The 26,969-nt window shown below is 55.5% G+C and carries 21 protein-coding genes and 3 pseudogenes; 19 read left to right on the top strand and 5 right to left on the bottom strand.

Going from position 1 to position 26,969, the window contains the following annotated elements; all coding sequences use genetic code 11:
• Positions 1-265, top strand: a pseudogene (locus tag HJB83_RS33200) (hypothetical protein); the annotation flags it as partial.
• Positions 266-277: 12 nt separating this feature from the next.
• Here the strand turns inward: HJB83_RS33200 and HJB83_RS34470 are convergent.
• The 4 genes and pseudogenes from HJB83_RS34470 to HJB83_RS33185 form a co-directional block, all read right to left on the bottom strand.
• Positions 278-544, bottom strand: coding sequence for a hypothetical protein (locus HJB83_RS34470; protein ID WP_246638991.1), 267 nt, complete (start codon positions 542-544; stop codon positions 278-280).
• A gap of 146 nt (positions 545-690) precedes the next feature.
• Positions 691-867 carry a hypothetical protein gene (locus HJB83_RS34465; RefSeq protein ID WP_246638992.1) on the bottom strand — a complete coding sequence of 59 codons (177 nt, stop codon included), beginning with the start codon at positions 865-867 and terminating at the stop codon, positions 691-693.
• A 35-nt stretch (positions 868-902) separates the two neighbouring features.
• A pseudogene (locus HJB83_RS33190) lies at positions 903-1,493 on the bottom strand (MFS transporter); the annotation flags it as partial.
• 237 nt (positions 1,494-1,730) lie between these two features.
• On the bottom strand, positions 1,731-2,744 hold the full coding sequence (locus tag HJB83_RS33185) for an ATP-grasp domain-containing protein (protein ID WP_221140389.1): 1,014 nt from the start codon (positions 2,742-2,744) through the stop codon (positions 1,731-1,733).
• A gap of 737 nt (positions 2,745-3,481) precedes the next feature.
• On the opposite strand from HJB83_RS33185, the gene HJB83_RS33180 reads away from it, so the two are divergent.
• The 18 genes from HJB83_RS33180 (at position 3,482) to HJB83_RS33095 (ending at position 26,656) form a co-directional block, all read left to right on the top strand.
• A complete protein-coding gene (locus tag HJB83_RS33180) occupies positions 3,482-5,617 on the top strand; it encodes a prolyl oligopeptidase family serine peptidase (protein WP_221140391.1) in 2,136 nt (711 codons plus the stop codon).
• Positions 5,618-5,949: 332 nt separating this feature from the next.
• Positions 5,950-7,548, top strand: a complete 1,599-nt coding sequence (locus HJB83_RS33175) for an ABC transporter substrate-binding protein (protein ID WP_221140393.1) — start codon at positions 5,950-5,952, stop codon at positions 7,546-7,548.
• 5 nt (positions 7,549-7,553) lie between these two features.
• Positions 7,554-8,495: an ABC transporter permease gene (locus HJB83_RS33170; protein WP_221159839.1), complete on the top strand. Its 942-nt coding sequence runs from the start codon at positions 7,554-7,556 to the stop codon at positions 8,493-8,495.
• 13 nt (positions 8,496-8,508) lie between these two features.
• Entirely contained in the window at positions 8,509-9,378 is an 870-nt protein-coding gene (locus tag HJB83_RS33165) for an ABC transporter permease (RefSeq protein ID WP_221140624.1), read from the top strand.
• Position 9,379: 1 nt separating this feature from the next.
• Positions 9,380-10,387 carry an ABC transporter ATP-binding protein gene (locus HJB83_RS33160; protein WP_221140396.1) on the top strand — a complete coding sequence of 336 codons (1,008 nt, stop codon included), beginning with the start codon at positions 9,380-9,382 and terminating at the stop codon, positions 10,385-10,387.
• Positions 10,384-11,391, top strand: coding sequence for an ABC transporter ATP-binding protein (locus tag HJB83_RS33155; RefSeq protein WP_221140405.1), 1,008 nt, complete (start codon positions 10,384-10,386; stop codon positions 11,389-11,391). The genes HJB83_RS33160 and HJB83_RS33155 overlap by 4 nt, the downstream gene beginning before the upstream one ends.
• A 462-nt stretch (positions 11,392-11,853) precedes the next feature.
• Positions 11,854-13,017: a M20 aminoacylase family protein gene (locus HJB83_RS33150; RefSeq protein ID WP_221140407.1), complete on the top strand. Its 1,164-nt coding sequence runs from the start codon at positions 11,854-11,856 to the stop codon at positions 13,015-13,017.
• Positions 13,018-13,088: 71 nt separating this feature from the next.
• Complete coding sequence (locus HJB83_RS33145) at positions 13,089-14,192, top strand: polyamine ABC transporter substrate-binding protein (protein ID WP_221140409.1); 1,104 nt, start codon at positions 13,089-13,091, stop codon at positions 14,190-14,192.
• 89 nt (positions 14,193-14,281) lie between these two features.
• Positions 14,282-15,403 (top strand): ABC transporter ATP-binding protein, encoded by a 1,122-nt coding sequence (locus tag HJB83_RS33140; RefSeq protein WP_221140411.1) that lies wholly within the window; start codon positions 14,282-14,284, stop codon positions 15,401-15,403.
• Between the two features lie 17 nt (positions 15,404-15,420).
• On the top strand, positions 15,421-17,196 hold the full coding sequence (locus HJB83_RS33135; protein WP_221140413.1) for an ABC transporter permease subunit: 1,776 nt from the start codon (positions 15,421-15,423) through the stop codon (positions 17,194-17,196).
• 177 nt (positions 17,197-17,373) lie between these two features.
• Positions 17,374-18,588, top strand: a complete 1,215-nt coding sequence (locus HJB83_RS33130; protein ID WP_246638993.1) for a Xaa-Pro peptidase family protein — start codon at positions 17,374-17,376, stop codon at positions 18,586-18,588.
• 132 nt (positions 18,589-18,720) lie between these two features.
• Positions 18,721-19,794: a DUF2817 domain-containing protein gene (locus tag HJB83_RS33125; protein WP_221140415.1), complete on the top strand. Its 1,074-nt coding sequence runs from the start codon at positions 18,721-18,723 to the stop codon at positions 19,792-19,794.
• Positions 19,795-19,884: 90 nt separating this feature from the next.
• On the top strand, positions 19,885-20,592 hold the full coding sequence (locus HJB83_RS33120; RefSeq protein WP_221140417.1) for a hypothetical protein: 708 nt from the start codon (positions 19,885-19,887) through the stop codon (positions 20,590-20,592).
• A gap of 138 nt (positions 20,593-20,730) precedes the next feature.
• A complete protein-coding gene (locus HJB83_RS33115) occupies positions 20,731-21,348 on the top strand; it encodes a hypothetical protein (protein ID WP_246638994.1) in 618 nt (205 codons plus the stop codon).
• A gap of 85 nt (positions 21,349-21,433) precedes the next feature.
• Complete coding sequence (locus tag HJB83_RS33110) at positions 21,434-22,606, top strand: Xaa-Pro peptidase family protein (RefSeq protein ID WP_221140421.1); 1,173 nt, start codon at positions 21,434-21,436, stop codon at positions 22,604-22,606.
• 35 nt (positions 22,607-22,641) lie between these two features.
• Entirely contained in the window at positions 22,642-24,075 is a 1,434-nt protein-coding gene (locus HJB83_RS33105) for an amidohydrolase family protein (RefSeq protein ID WP_221140423.1), read from the top strand.
• Between the two features lie 235 nt (positions 24,076-24,310).
• Positions 24,311-25,237: a LysR family transcriptional regulator gene (locus tag HJB83_RS33100; protein WP_164049423.1), complete on the top strand. Its 927-nt coding sequence runs from the start codon at positions 24,311-24,313 to the stop codon at positions 25,235-25,237.
• A gap of 249 nt (positions 25,238-25,486) precedes the next feature.
• Positions 25,487-26,656: a M20 aminoacylase family protein gene (locus HJB83_RS33095; protein ID WP_221140424.1), complete on the top strand. Its 1,170-nt coding sequence runs from the start codon at positions 25,487-25,489 to the stop codon at positions 26,654-26,656.
• 32 nt (positions 26,657-26,688) lie between these two features.
• On the opposite strand, the pseudogene HJB83_RS33090 reads toward HJB83_RS33095, so the two are convergent.
• Positions 26,689-26,969: pseudogene (locus HJB83_RS33090) on the bottom strand (hypothetical protein); the annotation flags it as partial.

Genomic DNA, 26,969 nt, shown 5'->3' with positions numbered 1-26,969 from the left:
CCTGGTTCCTGATCGCGACGGCATGCTCGATGGAATCGAGGGCGCCAATCGTGCAGCCGCTATACCGGGCATCGCCGAGGTCAAGATGTATGTTCATCCCAACACACCAATTGTCAGAAAGGGCGATTACCTAGATTTGATCGGACATATCATCGCCGCTTCGCCCAGCCGTGATCAGACGACAGCCATACTTCATCAAGCCGCCGACTTAATTTGCTGGAAGATAACACCATTTCTACTCGCCGAGAACACGAACAACCGGTGATGACTTTAGCGCCTATGGTGGGGGAGACGAGTTATGCAGGAGCTCCCAACAGTATGTAATCATCTCGGTTGTGGGAACGATTAGTCCATCCGATGCTCCGAAGGTTGGTGTGTGCACCCCCGTTTCGTTTCCGGGATCCCTGCTGCCAAATTGAAAGTAGATTGAAGGCACGCAGCCAGAGTAGAATCCGGAGTCGTCGCCGCCACAGATCGGTTTTACCTGCACATACTTATATTCGCCGGCTGATCGGACAACGATCTGGCGAAAACGCTCCACCATGCCTGCATCATTGAAGACGGGGGGTTCGCCGGACTGAGAGCTAAATTCCACCCTCGGCGATTCGGCCACACCCTCGGCCACTTAGCGAACTCGCTGGACGAGTAGGCATCGACGCTCAGGACTGCTGGTCCGGATCGTTCCTGTCATCACGACCGAGGGCAGATGATATTTGTCGCCTTGCCCCCGTGGATGGTGCCGATGGTGATGATCGCACCGTCATCGACGGGCATCTCGCGTGACACCACCTTTTGAACCTCGTTAATAAAGGCTCCCGACATTGTGGTGGCGTCAACGCCAGCGTGGGACTCTGCGCAATGCGCCATGATGCCGATGATGTTCAGCTCAAACTGTTCCGAGGCATTGCGGTAAAGCGCAGCCCATCTTGAATAGCTGTTAGAACCCGCTCAGAAGGAGCGAGGAAGAGTTCACGTGCCATTTTGAGCGCGATACCGCAGCAAGCGACACTAGATTGCTGAGAACGCTAACACGATTGCGGTAAGGGATCCCAAAAAGCAAGAATTGGCCCCGATTGCCGGCCCTTCCGTTCCAACAATGTTATACCCAACCGACATCGATGTGACCGCCGCCGGAACGTCACGCTTCTCGAGAATGTCGCCTACAGAGGCGTGCCAAGCGGGATCATTCACCGCGAAACCGTATCCCCCAAGGAAAGCCTAGCCCTAATATCAGCCAAGGACTAACGAAACCCAGTGCAACGGATATGGCCAGCATCAGCGAAGAAAACGCGATCAAACAATGCCCGATGAGCATTTAGCGCGACCATCACATCGGAAGCGGAGGTCGTGGCTATCAGCCAGCTGATTGCTGTCGTCTGGATGAGCCATCCGAGGCTTGCGATTTGTGTGGCCGTCCAGATTGAACGGAACACCTTATTTCGGAGCGGGGTGAACGCTGTCGAAGTGACTGAAACCGATTTTTCATGCCGCATATCTCTTGAGCTCTCATCCAACGGGCGATGCTGCGAGGCAGCAGGATATTCGGTGCGAAACGCGGGGGGCTCGCATGTCATGTGTGACGGGCGAAGGGCTGGCGGAGGTTTCCGCCAGCCTTCCGGATCAAGCCCGCGCTAGCGAGAGGCTAGGACCGTATCGCAAGCGGCTGCAATCGATGCGCGTGCACCTTCTCTGAGGTGCCGGTCGGCGTCTTTTGGATCAGCGGTTGAATCCTATTGGATTGCATTTCCAAAATACCGCTTGTGGGCGACATCAAGGATGCCATTGATCGAACTCGAGTAGCTGTGTCCCGCAGCCATCGCGGCTAGTACATAAGGGGAGCTCCTGCTGAGACCCGGCATTGAGTTGATTTCTAGAATAAAAGGTTTGCCGGAACGATCAATCCGAAGATCTACGCGGGCATAATCGCGGCACTGGCAAGCATGGAACGTAGCAATTGAAATATCCCTCAGTAATGCCGCAAGTCTGCTCCCGATTATCGCCGGGCAAATCTTTGGTGGCTGCGCGGCCGTCAGGTACTTCGCTTCCCAAGTCAAAATTTTGGTGTCGAGCTGGGCGAGATCGTGCTCCACGAGAGGAAACACCTCGAGATCTTCGTTTCCAAGCAGCGCTACGTTGATTTCCCGCCCCTCGATGTATTCTTCCACGAGCGAATCTTGGGCATACTGAGCGTCGATCATTTCGATTGCCAGCCTAAGTTGCGCTTCGTCATGGACGACTCGCAGCCCGAAGCTGTTGTCCTCGTGACGCGGCTTCACTACTAACGGAAATTGCAGATCGCCGGTGCTCTCGGTGCCGCGACGCATGACGCGAAAGTTCGGCGTTGGCACGCCACTATCGCGCATGAGCATCTTGCTGATGACTTTATCGTCCGTCAGCCCATGCCCAAGCGGACTAGATCCGGTATACGGAACACCAGCCATTTCGAGCATTCCTGGAACGTGGGTGAAACGGTACTCGCCCTGAATCCCTTCGGCCAAGTTGAAGACCATTCCCGAGGGGCGGCCGGTTAGCGGATCGGGTGGCATGAACTGCTCAAGCGCAGCGAGTAGTGTTTTATTACCTTGACACAGCAGCGTCTCGTGGCCGCCTTCTCGCAGCGCCGCCAGCACATTGTCAACTATTCGTCCCTCCGGCGGCCACGGTTGCGGCGGCTGCGGATATGGCTGACCGAACTGGTTAATTACGCCCGTGAATTCGCTATTACACACGACGGCTATTAGCATGGTCATACTCCAACGAAAGAACACGAGGACAAAACGCCGTTTAATTGGCAGCCTTCCTCGATTCGCTATGTATCTATCGGCATTTGCGCTCAGTGCTCTGACCGGGCCACATGACTGTTGCAATCGGCGTGCCAACGATGATGTTCCGCGAAATGAGGCTCCAAAGCCACGTGTTTCCCGCGTCGCCGCCGTAAATAGTTGTACTTGGCTGTCGCTTTCGCACCCAAATGTCGTAAATCTCACAAAGTCGAAGAGGAGCAACCGGCACGTCGACCGGACCTGACTAAGCGCCTGCGCCACACAAGCCTTGATGCCACGTTGCATGGTGGCCCTTGAGTGACTCACAAGGATTGTGCTGACTTTCGGCTGCCGGCCGTAGCCCTCAAACATGATCCTGTCCCGGGCCATGGGTGGCACATTCAAAAACGCACGAGAGCCTTTCGCACAGGTGTTGTTTCAGGCAAGGAGCCCCCGCGGAATTCAGCCCATCTTGCTTATCGATGGCTGGAATATCGATTTGATATTTGCCAAGTCTGAAAGAGTTCTCCAATTTTCAGCAACGAACCAGTCCTAAGCTGCACTGTTTCTGGCTCTACAACATCAGGAGATGCGGAGATCCGCTAGCTAGGCTAGCTGACAACTCAACGCTCAATGGGAGGCACATCAATGAAAACTGCAAACTATTGGCGTAAAGCCGGGGTCATCGTCCCCATACGTCTCCTGTCTGAGGAGAAATGATGGGAGAGCAAATTTTGCACCCGCCGCTTCCCCGCGCCGAGGCGCGAATCCGCGTCCTTCATGAAGATGTCACGACTGATAAGTTCGGCTGGCTTCGCAATCGCGAAGACCCCGATGTGCTCCAGTATCTTGAAGCAGAGAACCGTTACTCGGAACAGGCGACAGCCCACCTGGCGGAGATCAAACATCAACTGGTTGCCGAAATTAAAGCGCGTAAAGCCGGCGGCGGTAGTCATCCTGTTTTGACAGTGGGTCCCTTCGAGTATTTTCGGATGCAGGAAGATGGCCTGCCTCATCCGGCATGGTGGCGCCGGCCAGTAGCAGGAGGCCCTGACGAACTTGTACTGGACCCAAATTTGATTCCCGGCGCCGCTGTCTTCTTCACGCTTGGCATTTTCGAACCAAGCGATGACGGACGGTATCTAGCGTATAGTTTTGATGTCGTTGGCGATGAGGGTTTCGAACTTAGGGTGCGGGATGTTTCTAGCGGCCAAGAAGTGTGGCGAGGCCCGGCAAGGGTAGGACAGGCAGTCTGGGCCGCCGACAGCCAATCACTCTTCTTCTCACAGGAGCGCAGTGACAGGCGCCAGCATGATCGGATCGTTCGTTTCGATGTGGAGGCCAGCAAATCCGAGGTTGTCTTCGAAGAATCCAACGAGCGGCTGGCGGTAGTGGTTCGGCGATCGCACAGCGGCGCTTGGCTGTTTCTCAACGTGGTCCCCGGTTGTGACAACACGCTGCGCGTTCAACGAGGTGCCGCGGAAGTGTGGTGTCTCGCGTCGAACAGTCCGAAAGGGAAGTGGCGCCGGATCGTGGCACGCGATCTAGGACACAAGATTTATGCTGAACATTGGAACGATAGGTTCCTGTTCCGTGTAGACGACAATGGCCCGGACTGGCGAATGGTGAGCGCGCCAACAGACGACCCTTCGCCGTCGCAGTGGAAAGAGTTTGTTCCTTATCGAGCAGGAGTGACGCTAGAGGAAGTTCACGTGTTCGATTGGGATCTGGTTTCCCTTGAGAGAGAAAACCTTAGACCTCGGCTTGTCGTATATGGGCGAACTGGAGAGGTTAAATCTGTCATCGTTCCCGAGGCGAGCACGTGCACGTTGAAAGTCGGCGTTTCGGCAGGAGGCTCTTACTCGGTGGCGCGGCATCGCTTCTGCAGCTCACAGCTGATCTACTCCGCCAGTTCGTTTATTAGGCCGGACACATTCACCGAACACGATATGAAAAGCGGCCGATCGAAAATCGTTTATCAAGCCAAGGTCCCGGGCTACGACGCCTCTCAATACGTTGCAACGACCATCATGGCGAATGCCGAAGACGGGGTACAGGTGCCGATTTCACTGATCTCGCGCCGGGACCGGCGGCCTAGCGGACCCGTTCTCCTGAACGTCTATGGCTGTTATGGCACGACAAGGTGGCCTTCCTTCTTCTCCGCACCCTCATGCCTGGATGAGCGTTTAAGCCTTCTTGATCGGGGGATTGCCTTTGGAATCGTGCATGTCCGGGGGGGCGGAGAGTTCGGGCGTCGCTGGTATGATGCGGCCATTCGTGATCGAAAGACCGTCACTTACACAGATTTGATCAGATGTGCCGAGGCTCTCGTTGAGCAGGGCTATGCTTCGCGCGACGGAATTATCATCGAGGGAAAAAGTGCTGGTGGAGGTACCGTGTTGGCTGCGGCCGCATTGCGACCTGATCTATTTCGGGCTGTGATCGCGGAAGTTCCAGTTGCCGACATCATCGACACCGAGCTGGACTTCAACATGCCGTTCGCGTTGGCGGAGACGGCGGAATACGGAGACCCGCGCGCTCCGGACGAGTACAGTTACATGCGGACGTACGACCCATACTACAACCTTGACGCTGGTAGACCACTCCCGCCAACTTACATTGACGCCGCGCTCGATGACAGTCAGGTACTATATCACCAACCTGCGAGGTATGTCGCACAGCGCCGCTCCTGCACGCCCAACCGCGACCCTGCGCTCGTCTTTAGGACCCGCATGCTCGGCGGTCACTCCGGATTTTCACACGGACCCGCAGTAGTGGAAGAAGCCGCATTCCGCCAGGCTTGGATCCTTGATCAACTCAATCGTGCAGATAGCTCGAGGCGAACGACAACGTAGCATGGCCCGTCTAACGGGCCATGTCATCCTAGGTCACCGCAGCGACTTTTATCGCGTCTCAGGAGACCAAGGCCTACGGCTAGAGCTCTGTCGCAAGACGAAGCTGGCGTTCGAAACGACTAAGCAAGCCCTCGAAATGTTCAACGATCTGGTTTCGATATGACCACATATCGAAACTCTATTTGTCAATTCCATTCCGTGTAGCCAGTTTGCCCGGCGGAGAGAGGCGCGCCATCAACACCGCTCAACGACACCTTAGTCTTCGTCGTTAAAGCTAGCGCTATTCAATCACGGTCACGATGAAATCAAAAACAAGTAGGGGAACTTAGACAATGAAGATCTCTCGGAGAAACGTACTGAAAGCGAGCATGGCCATGGCAGCGGCAGCGTCGTTCCCTTCCCTGCTCCGCGCACAGGCATCCACCGGAGGCGAACCAGTGAAATGGTCCCACGGCGTGCCGCAGGCCTTCGATCCTTACACGACGACGGACGTAGATATCGGCGATTACGCCTTTGGTGTCTACGATATGCTCTTCGGCCTCAATTCAAAGCTCGTGCCAAAGCCGCAAATGATCGGGGATTGGAGCGCTTCGGACGACAAGAGGACTTACACTTTCCAGCTTCGAGACGGACTGAGCTGGCACGATCACACGCCGGTTACGGCTGCCGATTGTGTTGCCTCAATTCGGCGTTGGTTCCAAACACCAGGCGGGAGTCTGGTGAAGCAGCGGGCGCAGGATGTTTCCAAAAAGGACGATAAAACCTTTATCATCACCCTGAAAGAGCCGCTTGGTTTGCTGATTGATCAATTGGCACAAGTCAGCACCTACCCGCTGTTCATCATGCGCGAAAAGGATGCAAATCGCCCGCCGAGTGAAGCTGTTACCGCCCACGTCGGATCGGGGCCATTCAAGTTCAACGAAGAGCTTTTCGTACCCGGGGCTAACATTACGTTCGACAAGTTTGAAGAGTATGTTCCCCGCAGCGAGCCCTCTGACGGACTTGCGGGTGGAAAGGTCGCCAGAGTCAGTCGTGTCATCTGGAGCGACTTCCCGGATCAGCAGACGGCCATTTCGGCCTTGCAGGCCGGAGAGATCGACTTCCTGGGCGCGCCTCCAGCCGATCTTTACCCGGTGATCGAGAGTGATCCGAACCTTGTGCTCGAGGACCTGTACAAATCCGGTTACAACTATTTCCTCCGCATGAACTGCCTGCAAAAGCCGTTTAACAACGTCAAGGCGCGGCAGGCGATGCTGCATCTCATCAACCAGGAGGCGTTTCTTCGCGTCATCAATCCATCGCCGCAATACAGTCGTCCCGTTAAATCGCTTTTCGGTACCGGTACGGCTTATACAAACGATGCGAACACGGATTGGTACAAGGAGGGTGGTGACCCGGAGGCTGCCAAGCGGCTTTTTACGGAGGCAGGTTACGCTGGCGAGAAGGTCGTTATCCTTGATCCCACCGACTGGGGAGAAGCACATAATGCTTCGCTTCTACTCGCATCGGAAATGCGCAAGATTGGGATCAATGCGGAGCTGGCGTCGACTGACTGGGCTGGCCTTGTTGCCCGGAGAGCCAAGAAGGACTCCGTCGACGAAGGCGGTTGGAGCATCTTTATTTCCTCCGCAACTGATTTTCAGTTCGGCGATCCGACGACTGCGGCCTGGATGGCCATGAACGGAGAGGAAAGTTGGTTCGGCTGGCCTGAATCAGCTGAATACGAGGCCTTGCGCGCCAAATGGCCCGACGTCGAAACGCTTGAAGAACGTCAAGAACTTGCTCGCGACATGCAGCAGGCTTGGTGGAATTACGCGAGCTTGGTAGCCTTGGGCCAGGTTATATCACCCGTTGCTCATCGGAAGGACTTGACCGGCCTTGTTGGGCTGAAGACCGGCAATGTTCCCATGTGGAATATGCAAAAGGGGTGAGTCTTTTGGTCTACTACACCCTTCGCAGATTGATCTCGGCCATCGTCGTCATGGCGATGGTCGGGATATTAATCTTCCTTCTCATCAGGCTAACGCCTGGAGATCCAGCAGCCATCATTGCCGGGCCGACTGCTAGCGAGCAGATGGTCGCCAACGTCCGAGTACAACTGGGGCTTAACGAACCGCTGCCGGTACAGTTCGGACAATGGGCACAAAACATTCTGCGCGGCGATTTAGGTACCTCGGTCTTCGCTGGGCGTCCGGTCCTTCAACTTATGACACAGCGGTTGGAGCCAACCCTATCAGTGTCGCTCTTGACATTGTTCCTTTCCGTCGCGGGTGGAGTGACGTTTGGCATCCTTGCTGCTTGGCGAGCTGGAGGTCTGGTCGATCGTGCTCTGACGGTATTTTCGGCACTCGGTTACTCTCTTCCGGTTTTCGTAGTCGGCTATTTCCTCATTTATGTGTTTGCTATCCAGACGCGACTGCTCCCGGTTCAAGGCTATGCGCCGATCGGCCTAGGCCTACGGCCATGGTTTGCTCATCTCATTCTCCCGACTGTTGCGCTAAGTCTTCCCTATATTGCCTTCATCGCTCGGATCGCGCGGGCGAGCATGCTTGAGGTGTTGTCGGAGGACTACATGCGCACGGCCGCTGCGAAGGGGGCATCGTCATACTCGATGCTTTTTCACCACGCTTTGAAAAATGCAGGGGCACCTATCGTCACCGTCATCGGCCTCAGTTTTGCCTATCTGATTGGCGGGGTCGTACTCACCGAAACGGTATTCAATATCCCGGGAATCGGCCGTCTTGTAGTCGATGCGATCAACAATCGAGATTACCCGGTGATTCAAAGCGTACTAATCGTCATCTCAGGAATATACGTCCTGATTAACTTGGCGGTCGATCTTACTTATACGCTGATCGATCCCCGGATTCGGTACTGATATGTTTTTTGCTATGTCGTTACGAAACCCCGGGCAAAGGGATCGGCTTCGAGTCTCATACCTCGCCCGCCATGCTCAAAGACACCCGCTGGTTCTAATCGGCGGTGGTCTCTTGGTGATCCTGATCGCTCTGACGCTCGCAGCTCCACTTTATGCGGGTGATCCGTTGAAAATGGATCCGTTTGTCCGCCTGCAACCCCCCTCGGCCGAATATTGGTTGGGGACGGATAACCTGGGTCGGGATGTGTTCGCTCGGACCGTTTACGGCGCGCGGATCTCTCTCACGGTCGGATTGGTATCGGCGCTAGTGGCCGCCTCCGCCGGGCTTCTGATCGGTGTACTCGCCGGCTACATTCGAAGGTTCGACAACGTCATCATGCGCGTGATGGACGCTTTGATGTCGATCCCAACGTTCTTGCTTGCAATCGCGCTCATCTCGCTCACCGGGACGGGAATTGGCATTCTGATTATAGCGATCGCCATCCCACAAATTCCGAGCGTGACGAGAATGGTAAGGTCAGTGGTCCTAAGTGTGCGTGAACGCGCATATGTCGAAGCCGCTGTTTGCGGCGGAGCACGGCTCCCGAAGATTCTGTGGCGCCATATTCTTCCGAGCACTCTACCGCCACTCATGGTCCAAACTGCGGTTGTTTGTGCGGACGCGATCATGACCGAAGCCGGGCTGAGCTTCTTAGGCGTTGGCGTGCCCCCCGAAATCGCAAGTTGGGGGAATATGATCTCCAGCTCTCGGCTGTACCTCTCAATTGCTCCTTTCACCATATTCGCACCGGGTATCTTTCTTGCGATCACGGTTCTGGCGGTAAATCTGTTTGGGGACGGTCTCCGCGACTTGTTCGATCCTCGTGCGAAAAGGCGGAGCTGACATGCACATTCAGAAAGATTCTGACCGGGATATCCTCCTTGATGTCCGGGATCTTGAAACACACTTCTTCGGCGAAGAAAGCGTCACGCACGCTCTCGGCGGGGTTAGCTTTCAAGTAAAGAAGGGGGAAACGCTGGGCGTAGTCGGCGAATCCGGTTGTGGCAAGAGCGTGACGGCGCTGTCCATTATGCGGCTTCTGCCGAAGCTCTCCGCCAAGACGATGGGCGGTGAGGTCCTCTTCCACGGTCGCAATCTCTTGGATCTGCCCGACCGGGAGATGCGTAAGATCCGGGGGGATAAAATCGCGATGATCTTCCAGGATCCTATGACGAGCCTGAATCCGGTCTATACTGTCGGTCGCCAGATTGCAGAGGCAGTCGAAATTCACACCGGTGCCTCCCGTTCTGAGGCCCTGGCAAAGGCCGTCGATATGCTGCGCCTCGTCCGCATTGCGGACCCCGAACGGCGGGTAAGCAATTATCCCCACGAGATGTCCGGCGGCATGCGCCAGCGTGCCATGATTGCCATGGCACTTGCCTGCTCACCTGAACTCTTGATTGCCGACGAGCCGACGACGGCGCTCGACGTCACCATTCAGGCGCAGATCCTGCGGCTGATCGTCGATCTGAAGGAGCGCATGGGAACCTCGGTTATGTTCATCACCCATGACCTAGGCGTCGTGGCCGAGACCTGCCAGCGCGTCATAGTGATGTATGCCGGCCGTATCGTCGAGCAGGCAACGGTCACGGATCTCTTCGCGCGGCCCATGCATCCGTACACAAAAGCTCTCATGCGCTCGGTCCCAGACAGACGGCGCGGCAAAGAGCGCCGCCTACCAGAAATTCCTGGTATTGTGCCGAGCTTGCGCGAGCCGATTGTCGGGTGCAGCTTTGCGCCGCGTTGTCCGTTCGCGACCGAGGTTTGCCGGGAGAAAACGCCAGCTGTTAAAGAATACGGTGCCGATCACGCAGCCGCCTGCTGGCATGCAGAAGAGGTGGTGAGCGCATGATTGGACCTTTGTTGCAAGTCGAAAAACTGGTCAAACACTATCCGCTCGGTGGCGGGATCTTCAATAAAGTTCCACCAGTCGTGCGGGCGGTCGAGGATGTGTCCTTTACTGTCAACGCAGGCGAAACACTTTGCATTGTCGGCGAATCAGGATGCGGAAAGTCGACAATCGCACGGCTCTTGATGCGGCTTGTTGACCCGACAGGTGGCCGCGTCCTGCTCGAGGGAAACGATATTGCCAGTCTCAACAAGAACGAACTTCGGGACTGGCGCCGACGCATGCAGATGGTCTTCCAGGATCCCTACTCGTCGCTGAACCCACGGCTAACGGCCGGTCAGATTATCACAGAACCGGTCGAGAATTTTGAGCGTCTGAACCGCAGAAAGCGTGAAGACCTTGCGGCGGAGCTCCTGCGAAAAGTGGGCCTTGCGCCCGAGATCATGCATAGGCTTCCCTCGGAATTGTCGGGCGGTCAGCGCCAGCGGCTCGGAATTGCGCGCGCATTGTCGCTCAAGCCGTCAATCATCATCGCCGACGAGGCAGTCTCCGCTCTCGACGTCTCCGTGCAGGCACAAATCCTCAATCTCCTCATGGACCTCCAGGAGGAAACGGGGATCGCCTTCGTGTTCATCTCGCACGATCTTGGTGTTGTAGAGCATATTGGTCATCGAGTAGCGGTCATGTACCTCGGGCGGATTGTCGAATTGGCAACTTGCGAAGCGCTATTCGCCAACCCAATACATCCTTATACCGAGGCGCTCATAGCGGCCGCCCCTATACCAGATCCCACAAGGGTTCAGTTGGAGGCGCTAGTCGAGGGTGAAGTGCCGAGCCCGGTCAGCCCACCGAGCGGGTGTGCATTCCACCCGCGCTGCCCGCTCGTACAAGACCGCTGTCGCATTGACGTGCCCTCGCTGGTGTCAATGCCCGATGGCCGCGCTGTCGCCTGTCACGTCCGCGCGCCAGCGGGCAAAATCGAGCACAATCAGCCTGGTACCCCTTAACTTGCTGGGGGCTTTGCGTAGCGTCGTTTCGACGAGGTCGTCGCACCTCGCCCAATCAGAATTGGCAGCCTGAAGAATCCCCAAGGACGTTTGGTCGATACTGCCCGGCATAGTGCTGCCGGTTGTGTAGCGATGGCGCACAGAGCCAGTCCGGGCGGAGCTCGTCTTCGACCTCGAAAACCTAGTGGCACCTCGGGAGGAGTGCGTCACACCCGCAGGCTTGGCCCCAACTGACTCCCTCCAGTAGTGTGCCATCTGGTTTCCCGATGGCACTTATATTGAGTCTCTATTTGCCTAGGACAGCCCGCGAAGGCACGTTGGTAAAAAAAGGGAACCAAAAATCGCGGGTATATGATCCGCCCAAGCCCACATGTCGCCTGGAGCCTGTTCAGTGAACATCGTGGCGGATCCGCGGCCAAGGGATTTTTTCGTTTAACGATCCAAGATCAAAAAGGATAAACGATGCGCGGCATCGAAAACTTCGAAAAGCTTAGAGACGAAGCGACGGAATGGCGCCGGTATCTTCACGCGAATCCTGAGCTGGATTATGACGTCCGCGACACCGCAAACTTCGTTGCCGAGAAACTGGCTTCGTTCGGCATCAACCACATAGAAACCGGAATAGCGCAGACCGGTGTGGTTGCCGTAATCCAGGGAAATCTCGGTGACGGTCCTACAATTGGGCTGCGTGCAGACATGGACGCGCTACCAATATTGGAAGCCTCGGGCAAACCGTGGGCATCTAAAACTCCTGGAAAAATGCATGCATGTGGTCATGACGGCCATACTGCAATGCTTCTAGCGGCGGCGAAGTATCTGGCCGAAACGCGCAATTTCAAGGGCGCGGTCGCCCTTATATTTCAACCGGCCGAAGAAGACGGCCGGGGCGCAGAGAAGATGGTGCAAGAAGGCATCATGGACCGCTTTGGCATCTCCAAGGTCTTCGGATTGCATAACTACCCTGGACTGGAGGTCGGCAAATTCAGTATTTGCAGCGGCCCGATTCAGGCCGGGCTCGACGAATTTGACATAACGGTTCGGGGCAAAGGCGGCCACGCCGCCACGCCTCACAAAAACATCGATCCCATTGTCATCGGCGCCCAAATCGTTCTCGGCCTCCAGACTTTGGTTTCGAGGAACACCGATCCTCAGGAGGCCTTGGTCATCTCCGTGACCAAAATCCATGCTGGAGAAGCCTATAATATCATCCCACAGCACGCAGTTATTTGCGGGACTGTCCGGACACTTTCGCCCGCCCTCCGCGACTTTGCAGAGAAAGGGATTTTCGAAGCCGCCCAGGGTATCGCCGGCGGGTTTGGCGCGGATATCAATTTTGCGTATCGCCGTCTCGAGCCGGTCGCTGTGAACCACGACGCCGAGACGAAGATAGCGGTTGACGCAGCACGCGATCTCGTTGGGCACGCTTCGGTCAATGACCTCCTCAAGCCAGGTATGGGATCAGAAGACTTTGCTTACATGCTTGAGGCGCGGCCAGGGTCTTACATCTTTCTTGGCAACGGTCCGACAGCCTCCGTCCACAACCCCGAATACGACTTCAACGACGATGCTTTGCCTTACGGCGTTGGCTACTGGGTGAACTTGGTTGAAAGGGTCCTGGCGCCGTAGCCAGACACTGCCTGCCGCAGAACTTCAGAACCTGGTCAATAGTGGCGAGGAAAAATAGAGGGTGAACGAAGATGAGCATTTTGATCAACCGCAGACGAATTATGCAGGCGTCCTTCGCCATCGCCGTCGCAACTTTGGCAACGCCTGTTGTTAACGCCTCGGCACAGACAACCGGCGAGGTCCGAGTGCTGACCTACGGTGGGCAGCTCGGCAAATATGTTATCGAAGCCTACGCCAAACCATTTGAAGCTGAAACCGGCATCAAGGTTATCCCAGTGACACAAGACTTCGAGTTTGCACAGCTCGAGCTGATGCAGAAGACGAATAGCATCACCATCGATGTCGGTCCTATGAGCCAAGGTGCGGCCCTGCAAGCTGCCGAGAAAGGCTATCTGGAGAAGATAGATTACTCGAAATTCAGAAAGGAAGATATCGAGGGACTTGTCCCGAACGTGAAACAAGACTTCGGCGTCGGCTTTTTCTTCTACACCTACAACCTGGTTTACAACACCAAGAAATATCCCGCGGACAAAGCGAGGCCCACTAACTGGGCGGAGTTCTGGGATACCGAGAAATTCCCGGGCGTCCGATACTTGGTGTCGGGTCAATACGGCTCGGAAGGTCCTTGGGAAGAAGCACTCTTGGCTGACGGCGTCGCTCCGGACAAGATCTATCCGATGGACATCGATCGGATCTTCGCCAGCCTTGACAAGATCAAGCCTCACGTCCGCAAGTGGTGGACGGCCGGATCCGAAATCCAACAGCTGATGCTGAGCGGCGCCGGCGACGTCATGATGTCTTATGACGGCCGCGCAGCCTCCGCGATTGCCCAGGGCGCTGCGTTGGAGCTCAATCGCAACCAGGCGAAGATGACTTGGGATTACTGGGTCATTCCAAAAAACAGCCCAAATGCCGAAAATGCCCAGAAGTTCGTGGAATTCGTAAGCCGTGCCGAAAACCAGGCTGCTTTTGCCAAGCTCTATCCGGAAGGTCCCACCAACCGGAACGCATTTAAGCTAATATCCGAGGAGCTTGGTCTCACGTTGCCCAGCCATCCCAGGTATCTTGAGAAGGCGATCCTTCTCAATGGCGCTTGGTACTCCGAGGCCGGCCCCGACGGCCTGTCGAATATCCAGCGTCTTGTGCAGCGCTGGAGCGATTGGGTCATCCGGTAACTAGCGCACGCTCGAAGCCAATGTGTCGTCCGGCGGCACATTGGCAACGCAACACAGGCGTCTTTGCGCCACGAATAGAGGATGGCAGCATGTCCCAGTCTGCTCACCTGCGGTCGGATGAACACCCCGTCGCGAAACTGCCAAAACAGGCGACTACCGAGGATCAGAAATTGGAAGACCGCGCCCTCGCCCAGATTGAATTTCGTGACGTCACGAAAATGTACGGCCCGATCGCAGCGGTCACCGAGCTTTCCCTCACGGTTCGGCGAGGCGAATTTCTGACTATTCTGGGTCCAAGCGGCTCGGGTAAAACCACGGCGCTGATGATGCTGGCGGGTTTTGAGTCCCCTACGAAGGGCGACATTCTGATCTCAGGCAAGTCCGTTGCAGCCGTGCCTTCATACGGCCGAGACCAAGGCATCGTCTTTCAAAGTTACGCACTATTTCCGCACCTGACAGTGCGACGAAATCTTGAGTTTCCCCTTGAAATGCGTGGCATGAGGGCGAACGAGCGGGCTCCTTTGGTTGAACGCATGCTCAAGCGGGTTCACCTGGACGCATTTGGTGAGCGCATGCCCTCGCAACTCAGCGGCGGTCAGCAGCAGCGCGTCGCTCTTGCGCGCGCCCTTATTGCAGATCCTCCGATCCTTCTCTTGGATGAGCCACTTGGCGCTCTGGACAGGAACCTCAGAGAACAGATGCAGGGGGAGATCAAGGGTCTCCACCGCGAATTTGGGAAAACCACCATTTGCGTCACGCATGACCAGGAAGAGGCGCTCACGCTCTCGGACCGCATTGTGGTTATGAGGGGTGGCAAAATCGAACAGCTGGACACGCCTGAAGCACTCTATGACCGGCCAGCTACTCGCTTCGTTGCCAACTTCTTGGGAGAAGCAAATGTTCTGGATTCACGGGAGCTCGGCTTCAACGATCAGAACTTCCGCGGAAAAGTACCGATGGTTCGACCTGAGCGCGTCCGGATCTCTGCGGTAAATTCCCCTGCACCAGCTGAGCTCGATCAGAGCCAGGTCGTCACCGGGATAGTAGAAGAAATGATCTACGCCGGCCCGCTGAGAAAATATCAGGTCCGTGTCGGCGACAAATCCTTGATCGTCCGCCAACACGTGGCGTTTGGCCAAGAGGTCTTTGCACCCGGTGGATCGGTGCGTCTCGACTGGCTTCGGGCGGACGTCCGTCTGCTCGATGAATGAACCGGGGAGGCACACAGATGCAAGTATTTCAAAGAATTGGCCGTGCTCCTATAATCCTCGTGCTACCGGCTATGGGGGTTCTGCTCGTTGTATTCGGCGTACCAACCGTCCAGCTTTTTCTCGAAAGTCTGAACGCACCCAATTTTAGCATTGAGAACTATTCTTCGTTCCTGGGACAGTATGCCAACATTCGGGTCCTGCTCCAGACGCTGGAGATCAGCGCAATAGCGACGGTCATCTGTTTGTTGGTCGGGTATCCCACGGCATACCTGATCTCGACAGCGTCTAAGCGCGCGCGCATGGTCCTGATCGTTCTCGTCGTTATTCCCTATCTCACAAGCGGTTTGGCGCGCACCTATTCCTGGGTCGTTATTCTCGGGGACAATGGCTTGATCAACAGCGCCCTCATGAATTGGGGTCTTATTTCCAGCCCTCTCCCTCTGATTTACAATCGCGCCGCTGTCTATGTCGGCATGGTCCATATCATGCTGCCTATGATGATACTGCCGCTCGTGAGCGTCATGCTCGGTATCAACACATCATTGATCGCGGCTGCCAAAAGCATGGGTGCGAAGCCATCGACAGCCTTTTGGCGGGTTTATTTCCCTTTGAGCATGCCGGGTGTTCGAAGCGGAACGCTGCTGGTCTTCGTCATCTGCCTGGGCTTTTACATCACGCCAGCGGCGTTGGGGGGCTTGGGAGATGCTATGCTCTCAACCTTTATTGCCTCCCAGGTCTCGACCGGGTTCAATATGGGTTCAGTCAGCGCCTCTTCATTCGTCCTTCTGGCGATTGCCGTCGTGATGCTCTCTGTATTCGGGCTAAACCTCTCGGGAACACAACACAGCGCGCCGAAGCTGAGAAAAGGTTTCATGGAACGGTTTAGCCTGCTTCGCGTGGTGAAGCAGTATCTGAATGAGCTTTCGGTCGCTTCAAGATCCAAACAGTGGTCCAAGGCCCTTTATCAGGCTCAGGGCGATGGCGGATGGTCGCGTTTTGCTGGAAGCCTCACCTTGACGCTTGTCATTTTCTTCCTGCTGTTTCCCGAAGTCGTCGTGATCATCATGTCGTTTAGCAGCGATGCGACGCTACAGTTTCCTCCGTCCGGTTTCTCGCTTCAGTGGTATGGCAGCTTCTTCGGTGATGAAGCCTGGTATGGCGCGGCCTGGACCAGCATCAAGATTGGTTTGGCCGTTGCGGCTCTGTCGACAGTCTTAGGGACCTTGGCAGCTTATGGCCTTAGCCGGATCGCCTCCGATCTTCGAGGCTGGCTGACGATGGTGATCCTTGCTCCGATCACGATCCCCGTCATTGTCGTCGGCGTGGCAAGCTACTTCGGCCTGGTCAATCTAGGGTTTATTGGAACTGAGACGGGCATCGTACTTGCCCATACGATTGGCGCAATCAGCTACGTCGTCGTTATTGTTTCCGCAACTCTTGCCAATTTCGACAGGCGCTTGGAGCAGGCAGCGAAAAGCATGGGCGCTAGGCCTTTTACCGCTTTCATGCGGGTGACATTCCCTCTGATCCGACCGGGGATCATTGGCGGCGCGCTCTTCGCATTCATCCATTCGTTTGATGAAGTGGTCGTGACGTCCTTGGTCAGCGGATATTCGGTCCGAACGTTGCCACTGAAAATGTGGGAGAACATTCGCAACGAAATCGATCCGACAGTGGCCGCTGTGGCGTCTCTGCTGACCCTTCTGCCGATCCTATGGATGATCGCGCTTTACGTCACTTGGTGGCGCGCCAGGAGCAGCTCTCAGAATACGGTCCTTGAGGCTACCGCTTAATAAACAGGGTCCTCCCGTGGCGGGAATAGTCTTGAATTCCCGCCACCCACCTCTCGCTCGTCTTGTTTCGCGGTGTTCGCCAAGCCGCTCGAGCAGCCGATAAATTCGAAGTTTTTCACCAGGGAGTGGAAGCAAAATTTTAATCCAATGGATTAGGTTTCTTGCTGCGAGAAGCGCATGACTTTTTCCAAGCCCGAGCCAACAGGAGCCGCTATGCCAGCCCTTTATTTTACCGAAACCGAGTACCAGGCGCGACTTGCCGCTACAAAAGTGGAAATGCAGGCATCAGGACTTGATACTCTCATTCTTTCTGATCCGGCCAACATCTTCTATCTGACGGGCTTCGACGCGTGGGCGTTTTATGCGCCTCTGTTTCTTGTCGTCGCTGCCAACGAGGATCAACCGATCTGGATCGGCCGGTTCATGGACGCTGTTTCAGCTCGCGATACGACCTATATGCGCGAGGAGAACATCCGAGCGTATCCAGACAGTTTCGTTCAATCGACCACCTCACACCCCGTTCGGCCGGTATCGGAGATATTGAAGGAGCGGCGCCTCGACAAAGGGGTAGTCGGCGTTGAAATGGGCGCGTATTATTATACTGCCCGGATCCACGCCGAGTTTGTCAATTCCCTCCCCAATGCACGGTTCGAGGATGCCGAGCTTTTGGTCAATCGGGTACGGTTGGTGAAGAGCAGCGCAGAACAGATCTACATGCGCCAAGCAGGTCGAATCGTAGATGCTGCGATGTCGGCAGCGGTAGCAAAATGCGCCCCAGGTGTGCGCGAGTGCGACGTGGTTGCAGAGATATACAAGGCGCAGATATCTGGGCTTCCCGACGCCGGTGGCGTTTATACGACAAGCCCTCCGCATTTTTGTGCCGATGAACGCGTGCGAACACCACATGGCCTGTGGACCGATCACCCTCTAAAGAAAGACGCGCCCCTCAACATCGAGATCGCCGGATCCCGCCTTCACTACCATTGCCCGATGACGCGCACGGTATTTCTGGGCCGGCCGCCGGACAGCTATCGCAGGCTTGCCGCGGCGGTGGTCGAGGGATTGAACACGACGATGGGCAGCATCCGTCCAGGCATGGCGGCCGAAGAGGTCGAATTGGTATGGCGCGGGTCGATCGCAAAACATGGTTTCGAGAAGGAAGCACGCCTCGGCTATTCGATTGGCCTTGGTTTTCCGCCGACATGGGGCGAGCGTACGGTCAGCTTGCGTCCGGGGGACAAGACGGTCTTGCAGCCCGGCATGGCGTTCCACTGCATGTCCGGGCTTTGGCTCGATGACACTGGCATTGCGATCACGCAATCCTTCCTGGTGACCGAGGAAGGAAATGAGCCTCTGACACAGTTCGAGCGAGAGTTGGTTTCCATCTCGTAGCTTCGTGGAGTGAGGTTCTTGTCCAGCCGGAAATAGAGTGCTTCGCCTGCGCCATAGTGGTCGCGGATTTCTGAGCTTGCGCCATATCCTGTGGCGCAAGCGCACCCCCCACCCCATAGTGATAAAGACGCCATGAAGAACCTGTTTTCGGATACCTATTTCGAAGCCCGCACGCGTTTTCTCGACGCGACAAAGGTCCAATCTTATCGATCGAGCCACAGTGGACCTGAAGGCCAGCCACTTTCTACGGATGTCGCCTATCTCGGCGACCCCGATGCTGACAACCTGCTTGTTTCTATCGCAGGGACGCATGGTGTGGAGGGCTATTGCGGATCCGCCGCGCAGCTGTCCCTTCTTCGGTCGCAGTTGGCGGATAGCCTTGGGGGATCTGTCGGCATTCTCCTAATTCACGCCTTAAACGCGTATGGCTTTGCCTGGGATCGGCGCGTCACTGCCGAGGGATGCGATCTTAATCGGAATTTTGTCAATTTCTCCAAGCCGCTGCCGGAAAATCCGGGCTACGACGAGTTGGCAGATCAACTCGTTCCATCCGACCTCTCAGCCGAAAAGTTGGCAGTGGCAGAGCAAGCGATCGCCGAATTCCGAGCGACCCATGGCGAGGCCGCGTTTCAGACGGCGCGGAAGAAAGGGCAATATTCCCGACCCGAAGGCATGTTTTTCGGAGGCAAGCGCCCGTCAGAGCCGCGGGAAATCCTTGAGAGTATCTGCAGGGATTATAGAGTTGCAGAGCGACAAAACGTGATCATCATTGATTATCACACCGGGCTTGGGCCTTATGGTTACGGCGAGCTCCAAACCGAAACATCCTCGGGTCTTGAGGGCTATCATCGAGCCTTCGACATCTTTGGACCATCGGTGACGTCGCCAGACCTGGGAACTTCATCGTCAGTGGCCATCACGGGTACGCAAGACGAGTTCTGGCAGGATGAGCTGGGCAGCCGACACACCTATGTGTGCCTGGAGTTTGGCACCTTCAGCCCGGACAAAGGCCGCGAAGTCCTCCGCGACGATCATTGGCTTTTCGCATACCACCCCGATCAGGCGAACACCGAGATTGGGAAGCGGATACGGAACGCCACGCGGGAACACTACAACCCCGCACGGCCGGACTGGCAAGAAATGGTCCTTTCTCGCTGCGACCAGGTCCATCGCCAGGCTCTTGCAGCGCTGACGCAGGTGAAATGACGCCGCTGAATCCGTAGGCTTAGCGCCAGTTGCCCACGAAAAACGATCTCGCCCTAGGCAGAACGAAGTTCTCAGTTTTGGAGGTGGAAAGTGGAAAAGACCCTGGGTCTGCTTCTTTTGGAAAACCGGCCAATCACCCATGCCGGGGCTCTTTGCAATCCGAATACATTTTCGTTTCCAACCCTGCACACTGCGGTCCCAGGGGCCACGGTGAGAAATATTATAGACGGCGATGAGGATATTCTTGACGCTTATATCCGTTGCGCTCGACAACTGGAGAACGACGGCGTGTCCGCGATCACCTCTAACTGCGGTTTCACGTCGCTATTCCAAAGTAAGCTTGCAGCGGCTGTAAACGTTCTGGTCGCCTTGTCGAGCCTCTCCTTGGTGCCGTTCGCTGCAACAACTGTCCCCAAGGGCAAGAAAGTCGGCATCCTCACCTATGATGCCACACGGATGGGGGACAAACACTTTGCCGCGGCGGGATGGTCATCCACTCAGATCGATGTCGCCGTAGCCGGCATCGAAGGGTCTGAGACGTGGAGGCGATTGGCCGAGCCGATCCCCGACCTACCCGCGTCAGCCATCGTTGAAGATGTGATGATAGCCACACGATCGCTGCTTAAGCGTGAGCCTGACGTTGCCGCTCTTGTATTCGAATGCGCTGCCTTCCCGCTCGCGGCCGACGCCGTGCGCCGTGAGACCGGCTTGATGATTGCAGACTATGTCAGTCTGGCAAAAATGCTCATTGAAGTCAGCCCAGTCAGGGATCGACACGGCGGCGATCAGTCCCCGTGACATCGTGGGTTTTCTATCCCCTCACAAACCACTGGTGCGAACATGTGTCAAGAACGAGCCTCGGTTAGCAACGGCATCCTTGGAATTCTGGATCTCGAGCCAGGATCTGACCCAAACGGCTCACCTGTGGCTGAGTCCTTGCATGACCCATCGATATTCGCGTTCCCGACCATTCGAGAGACCGTTGCCGGGGCATGGGCGGATGTTGTCGTTCGAGGTGATCCATCCCTTGAAGGACCTTACATCGCAGCAGCGCAGCGCCTTGTCAGCCGTGGAGCTACAGCGATTACAGCAGACTGTGGCTTTTCGATTCGGCACCAGGCCGCAATTGCGGCTGCTGTCCCCGTTCCAATTGCTGTGTCAGCCCTCTTGCTCACACCAATGATTGTTCGACAGTTGTCCGGCGGAGCAAAGCTTGCCGCCCTGACTTTCGATTACACTCATTTTGAGACCGAACTGCTTGGCTTGTCTGATCCAGCTGACATTTCACGGGTGGTTGTTGGCGGAATCGAAAACACGCCAACTTGGGAAAACGAAATGGCACGACCACCGGTGCGGACAGACCTAAGTGGCCTGCGCGAGGATGTCTGCTCGTGCGTGGAGCGGTTGCGGGAGAAACATCCTGAAATCCGGGCATTGTTGCTCGAGTGTACCATGTTCCCCCGAATTGCTCAGTCACTTCGCCAATCCACCGGACTGCCGGTCTACGACATCACGACCCTGAGCAGAATGCTCATGGAGTCCATCACCCCGTGATCCTACGCTCGGGTGTGGCTCGAAACGTTGGTCTTAAGCGCGCGACTGATCTGTCAGCAAAAAGTTCATATAAAGGATAACCGTCATGACGATAAGCAAGGCACCACCGGCGTTCCCTCGGGACGAGTATCTGCGGCGTCTTACACTGGTAAAATCTGAAATGGCGCGGCGAGATGTCGAGGCGCTCGTTGTGTCCGATCAGCACAACATCACTTATCTCACCGGTTACACCGCTCGATCAGCCTATGTGCCACAAGCCTTAGTGGTTCTTGCGACGGAGGAAGAGCCAGTCTTCATTCTGCGACGGATGGATGCCCCGGCTGCTATGCACCAGTGCTTTATGGAGAGGGACAAAATAATTGCCTATCCAGAGGAGTTGATCGCACACCCGGATAAGGACGGATACGACGCTATTATCGACTACGTCCAGGAAGCGGGCTTTGCAGACAAACGGATCGGCATTGAGGAATTCAGCCTTTCCACCCTCACCGCCGAGAAATTCAAAAGACGTTTGGAGGCATCCAACGTCGTAGACTGCACGAAGGCAGTCACCTGGATTCGTCTCATCAAATCCGATCTTGAGATCGAAATTATGCGGGAAGCGGCGGCAATTTCAGATGCTGCGATTGCCCGCGCCGCTGAGGTCATTCGGGCTGGAGTGCGCGAAGCCGATGCCTGCGCTGAGATTGCATCCGTCTTGATCCGAGGCGTGAACGGCAAACCGGGCACGCGGCTCGAAGAAATAGCGATCTGCGCGACGCCCCGAACTGGAACATGTCATATCCCTTGGACTGAAGACTCATTCCGGCAAGGTTCGCAAATCAATATCGAACTTGCCGGATCTCGCCATGGCTACTGTGCTGCGCTCATGCGCACCTACTCAATAGGTGCTCCGTCAGATCGGCTCCGCCGGGTCCATGACATCCAGCTGGAGGGGCTTGATGCTGCGATCGCGGCCGTTCGACCAGGAGCGACCTGCAGCGACGTTGCGAACGCTTTTTATCGCACAATTGAAAAAAGGGGGCTGAAGAAGGAATCCCGTTGCGGCTACGCCCATGGGATTGGCTGGACTGAACCGACCGCGAGCTTGCGTGACGGCGACATGACCGTGCTTCAACCAAATATGACCTTCCACCTGATGCTTGGAAACTGGATTGATGAAGAGTTCGGCTATGTAATCAGCGAAACATTTCGGGTTGCCCGCACCGGCGTCGATGTCCTCACCACCGCTCCAAGAGAGATATTCGAAATCTTGTGACCCGAAAGTCATGCTGTAAACGATAGGAGGCGCAAATGACAGAGTATCCAAAAGGCTCGTACGCCGGCTCAAGGGCCAGTGCCCAGACGACCGGCACAAACCGGAGCGGTTTGTATCACCTGGAGCACCTACCGCTGTTCCTCTCGAGGCAGGAACCTGAGTTTGCGGCAATATTCGAGGCAGTCGATGCGCTACCAATCGACGACACTCATTGCCACGTGATCACCGATCAGGATGCGATCACGACGCCAAAGCGTTACCTGGAGCGCATCTCATTGGCGGGAATGCCAATGGCGGCATATTTTCCGAAGGGCGTCTACACCGAGTGGCTCAACGGGGACGAAGCCAGGAGGCACGATCTGAACAGAATGTATGACATTCAGGGCAAGGTAGATGGGGTAACCGGAGACATTTCCCAAGGGGTTTTTATCAAGTTCCTGGTGAAGGAACTGGCCCAGTTCCTCGGCTGCGAGGCGATACTGGATGCAGTTATCGAGGCCCGCAATGACCGCGGCAGGAGCTACTGGGCGTATGTGAACAGCCTGTTTCGCGACGTCAATTACGAAAACATCATGCTCGAAACCGGCTACCACGAGGATCGGGGTGGCGAAGCGATTGCCCGCTTCGAGGAGGCGATTTTACCATGCCGGTCAAACCGCATCAGCCGCATTGAAGAGATCCAGAGAGAGTTTTTCCATCTCGACATTTCCTTTGACGAGTTCGAGCAGCGCTACATCAAAAGGCTGCACGAGACTTTAGATGGCAACGGCAATTTCGGGAAGAAATCATATGGAATGAAATCTTACCTCCTGCCGTTCATTGGTCTTATCCGGCCCCTGCACGACCGGGATCCTGCAAGAGTATCCTGGGAGGCGCTCAGAAGTTCTTTCAACAAATTGCCTGATATGGACCGCGAGTCTGCCGCGGAAATTACCAAGGATTTACGCCGCTATACGTTCACCCTCGCACTGGAGGAGTGCCTCAAGCGCGACATGCCTATGCAGATTCACGCGGGAGACGGTGAAGCTCCCGACGTGGTCCTACGAAATCAAGACCCATTTTACTTGGAAGAGGTTGTCCGGTTTGACCGCGACAACATGATGCGGATGCCCAAAATTATTCCGCTGCATGCTGGCTATCCCTCGGTCGGTAAGGCCGCGTGGCTCAGTCACCTTTACCCCAACTGCTACTTCGAACTCTCGATCATGACCCCTCATGTCCATCAGAATCTATATCAGCGATATATGCAGGTGACGGAAGTTGTTCCGCTCTCGAAGATCCTGTTTGCAAGCGATGCATACCATATCCCGGAATTGTATTGGCTTGCAGGTCGGTGGGGCAAACGATACCTAGCAAAAGCACTCACTGATTATGTCGTTGGTGGAAGCCTCTCGGTGGAGGAAGCCGTCGAGGCCGCAAGGATGATACTCTACAAGAACAACCGTACCGTTTACGGGCTCGATGACTGAGACCGGTGTTTCGTCGCTTATGTGCCACCGAGAAAGAATGGGCAACCCGGAACTGTCGCTTATCGTTTTTTCAGATGATCGGCTGCCAGGTCGCCCGTAGGAAGCCCAATAGGCAGAGAATAACGACTCAGCACTCGTAGTTATAGTGCGACCGCAGTCAAAATTTCACAGAAACCTTTCTATCCATCTCGATTTGCGATACTACTGGAAGTTCATCGAATTACGGACGACCAGAGTGGATCTTAAGAAGTTAAAATATTTCGTTGGCATAGCCGAGGCAGGCGGATTTACCCGAGCCGCAGAGTATATGAATGTCGCGCAAAGCGCGCTTAGTCTTCATGTCCGAGAGATGGAAGACGGCTTAGGAACCAAGCTACTCGTGCGTGAGCGTAGCGGCGTCACTCTGACACCGGCTGGCTCGCGATTGCTGCACCATGCGCGCATTATTTTGAATCAGGTGAGTATTGCCGAGGAAGAGCTTACCAGCAAGCCGAAGATACCAGTGGGTGAAGTGTCCATCGCACTGCCGTCCGGTCCGGCGCGCTTTATGGCACCAGAGTTACTCAATATGGCGAACGAGCGCTTCCCGAAAGTCTCGCTAAAGATTGTCGAAGGGATGAGCGGTTCGATTGAAGAAATGATGGTTGCGGGCCGATTCAACCTCGCTGTTTTTTACACCATGAAAGATGACGGTTCGTATTATGACGTCCTCGCTGAAGAGGAATTCTGTCTGATCATCCCTCCGGGCAGCCCCCCTTTTGAAAATGTTATTTCTCTTGATCAGCTAAGCGCTTTCCCCCTGGCTGTTCCCATGAATGTTACCAGTGTTCAGAGAGCCGTGACTGACGCAGCAAAAATGCACAATGTCTTCTTAGATGTCCGGTACGAGATAGATTCGCTCTCAACGATCATAGACATGGTCGCAGATGGTAAAGCTCACTCTATATTGACACCCTCCGCGGTCCAGCGGGAAACGTCACTCGGTCTTGTACGAATGGCAAAGATCATAAACCCATCAATATCGAGGTCGGTAATACTTGCGGTGAATGCGCGAGATGAGCGTTCGGCTGAAGTTGCCGCCATCCGGGGGCTGCTTCCGAAGGTAGTGCGCCAGTTGATCAAGGATGGAAGATGGCAGGCGAGATTGCCGCAATCGCCCTAATGTTGGCTTAGACGAAGAGTGATTCTTCCGCTCTTTCTCCAGCCGGAGCTGGTCACCTTTGAAGTCATCGTTCGTGGCCGCGAGACGCCTCGCCCTTCAAAGCCGGCGAGGCACCGCTAATAATCATTATGTCATCCATAGCGTATCAAGATTTATTGTATAGAAACTCTGAATTTGACGCCCTGCTTGGTTTAACCGAACCATAGTCCGGCCGGATTTCGGCAGGGACGCAAGTCAAAGGAAAGCACCATGCACGATCTTAAAACCTTCAGGCCCTTGGTGAAGGAGGCGACGAAGTGGCGCCGTCACCTTCATCAGCATCCAGAGCTTGATTATGATTTGCACTCAACCGCAGCTTACCTGGAAGGAACACTCCGATCGTTCGGCGTAAATCATATCGAGACTGGTCTTGCGGAGACCGGTTTGGTTGCACTGATTGAAGGAAATCATCGTGGTGGCCCGACAATTGGCTTGAGGGCGGAGATGGATGCTGTCCGCATCGAGGAAAGGTCGAACAAACCGTGGTCCTCCAAAATGTCTGGAAGAATGCACGCATGTGGACACGATGGCCACATGGCAATGCTGCTCGGTGCCGCTAAATTTCTCGCCGAAGCCCCAAATTTTGGCGGCACCGTTGCCTTGATCTTTCAGCCAGCTGAGGAAAACGCGCTTGGCGGGCAGCGGATGGTCCAAGAAGGCATTATGGATAGATTCGGAATATCCCGCGTTTTTGCTATGGATAACTCGCCAGGCCTTGATGTCGGGCGGTTCGCAATTTGCGACGGTCCTTTTATGGCGGCGCTGGACGAATTTGATATCGTGATCAAGGGCCAAGGAGGACATGCTGCCAGCCCTCATCGCAACATCGATCCCATAGTGATTGCAGGCCAAATTATCGTGGGCCTCCAGCCGTTGGTCTCTCGGTCGACGAACCCGCTCGAATCCTTGGTCGTCTCGATTACCAAGATGCACGCGGGGGAATCCTACAATGTGATACCCGAGACCGCGACGTTGTCCGGGACAGTCAGAACATTGAAGCATGAGCTTCGGGACTTGGCTGAGACGCGAATACCTGCCGTAGCGCGCGGGATAGCAAGCGGATATGGCGCGGAGATCGAATTTAAGTACCGCAGGCTTGATCCAATCATGACCAACTCTCCTGAGGAGACGAACCTCGCCATCAGCGCCGCTCGCAATCTGGTAGGTCCGATCTGCGTAGATGACCAGTTCGAGCCCGTCATGGGATCGGAAGACTTCGCGTTCATGCTCGAAGCTCGACCCGGTGCTATGATTTTCATTGGCAACGGTTCAACAGCTTCTCTCCATAACCCATCATACGACTTCAACGATGAGGCTCTTCCCTACGGAATCGGATACTGGGCGAACCTTGTAAAGACAGTCTTACCAGGTCCCTTGTGATAGCGGAGCTCTGATGCTGTAGCTCCGCGACTCTAGTCTGCAATAAATATCCTCTCTCCTGCCGTTTGCTCGGCGCGGGATTCACAGACAATGACTCCAACGCCGTTCTCGATTGTGATCTCAGTTCCAAATGGCGTCGACAGATCCTGGATCCGTTGCAGAATGGCCCGGCCTTGCTGCCCGCGAGCAAGACGCGGAACACCGCGGTTGGCAAACCTTTTGGAGTGGCCAAGTTCGATGGGATACAACCGCGTTTCCGCGAGCTGATTATTTTCAAACCGGCTCACTGCAATGAAGCTTTCGTAGAATATCG

The organism is Rhizobium sp. NZLR11 (assembly GCF_019685115.1).
GTDB lineage: Bacteria > Pseudomonadota > Alphaproteobacteria > Rhizobiales > Rhizobiaceae > Rhizobium.
Note: the sequence above shows the minus strand (reverse complement) of the source record. Positions and strands in the feature narration are given on the sequence as shown.

Coding starts and splice junctions, on each gene's coding strand:
- HJB83_RS34470 (WP_246638991.1), bottom strand. CDS start 544: ATGGTGGAGCGTTTTCGCCAGATCGTTGTCCGATCAGCCGGCGAATAT.
- HJB83_RS34465 (WP_246638992.1), bottom strand. CDS start 867: ATGGCGCATTGCGCAGAGTCCCACGCTGGCGTTGACGCCACCACAATG.
- HJB83_RS33185 (WP_221140389.1), bottom strand. CDS start 2,744: ATGCTAATAGCCGTCGTGTGTAATAGCGAATTCACGGGCGTAATTAAC.
- HJB83_RS33180 (WP_221140391.1), top strand. CDS start 3,482: ATGGGAGAGCAAATTTTGCACCCGCCGCTTCCCCGCGCCGAGGCGCGA.
- HJB83_RS33175 (WP_221140393.1), top strand. CDS start 5,950: ATGAAGATCTCTCGGAGAAACGTACTGAAAGCGAGCATGGCCATGGCA.
- HJB83_RS33165 (WP_221140624.1), top strand. CDS start 8,509: ATGTCGTTACGAAACCCCGGGCAAAGGGATCGGCTTCGAGTCTCATAC.
- HJB83_RS33160 (WP_221140396.1), top strand. CDS start 9,380: ATGCACATTCAGAAAGATTCTGACCGGGATATCCTCCTTGATGTCCGG.
- HJB83_RS33155 (WP_221140405.1), top strand. CDS start 10,384: ATGATTGGACCTTTGTTGCAAGTCGAAAAACTGGTCAAACACTATCCG.
- HJB83_RS33150 (WP_221140407.1), top strand. CDS start 11,854: ATGCGCGGCATCGAAAACTTCGAAAAGCTTAGAGACGAAGCGACGGAA.
- HJB83_RS33145 (WP_221140409.1), top strand. CDS start 13,089: ATGAGCATTTTGATCAACCGCAGACGAATTATGCAGGCGTCCTTCGCC.
- HJB83_RS33140 (WP_221140411.1), top strand. CDS start 14,282: ATGTCCCAGTCTGCTCACCTGCGGTCGGATGAACACCCCGTCGCGAAA.
- HJB83_RS33135 (WP_221140413.1), top strand. CDS start 15,421: ATGCAAGTATTTCAAAGAATTGGCCGTGCTCCTATAATCCTCGTGCTA.
- HJB83_RS33130 (WP_246638993.1), top strand. CDS start 17,374: ATGACTTTTTCCAAGCCCGAGCCAACAGGAGCCGCTATGCCAGCCCTT.
- HJB83_RS33125 (WP_221140415.1), top strand. CDS start 18,721: ATGAAGAACCTGTTTTCGGATACCTATTTCGAAGCCCGCACGCGTTTT.
- HJB83_RS33110 (WP_221140421.1), top strand. CDS start 21,434: ATGACGATAAGCAAGGCACCACCGGCGTTCCCTCGGGACGAGTATCTG.
- HJB83_RS33105 (WP_221140423.1), top strand. CDS start 22,642: ATGACAGAGTATCCAAAAGGCTCGTACGCCGGCTCAAGGGCCAGTGCC.
- HJB83_RS33095 (WP_221140424.1), top strand. CDS start 25,487: ATGCACGATCTTAAAACCTTCAGGCCCTTGGTGAAGGAGGCGACGAAG.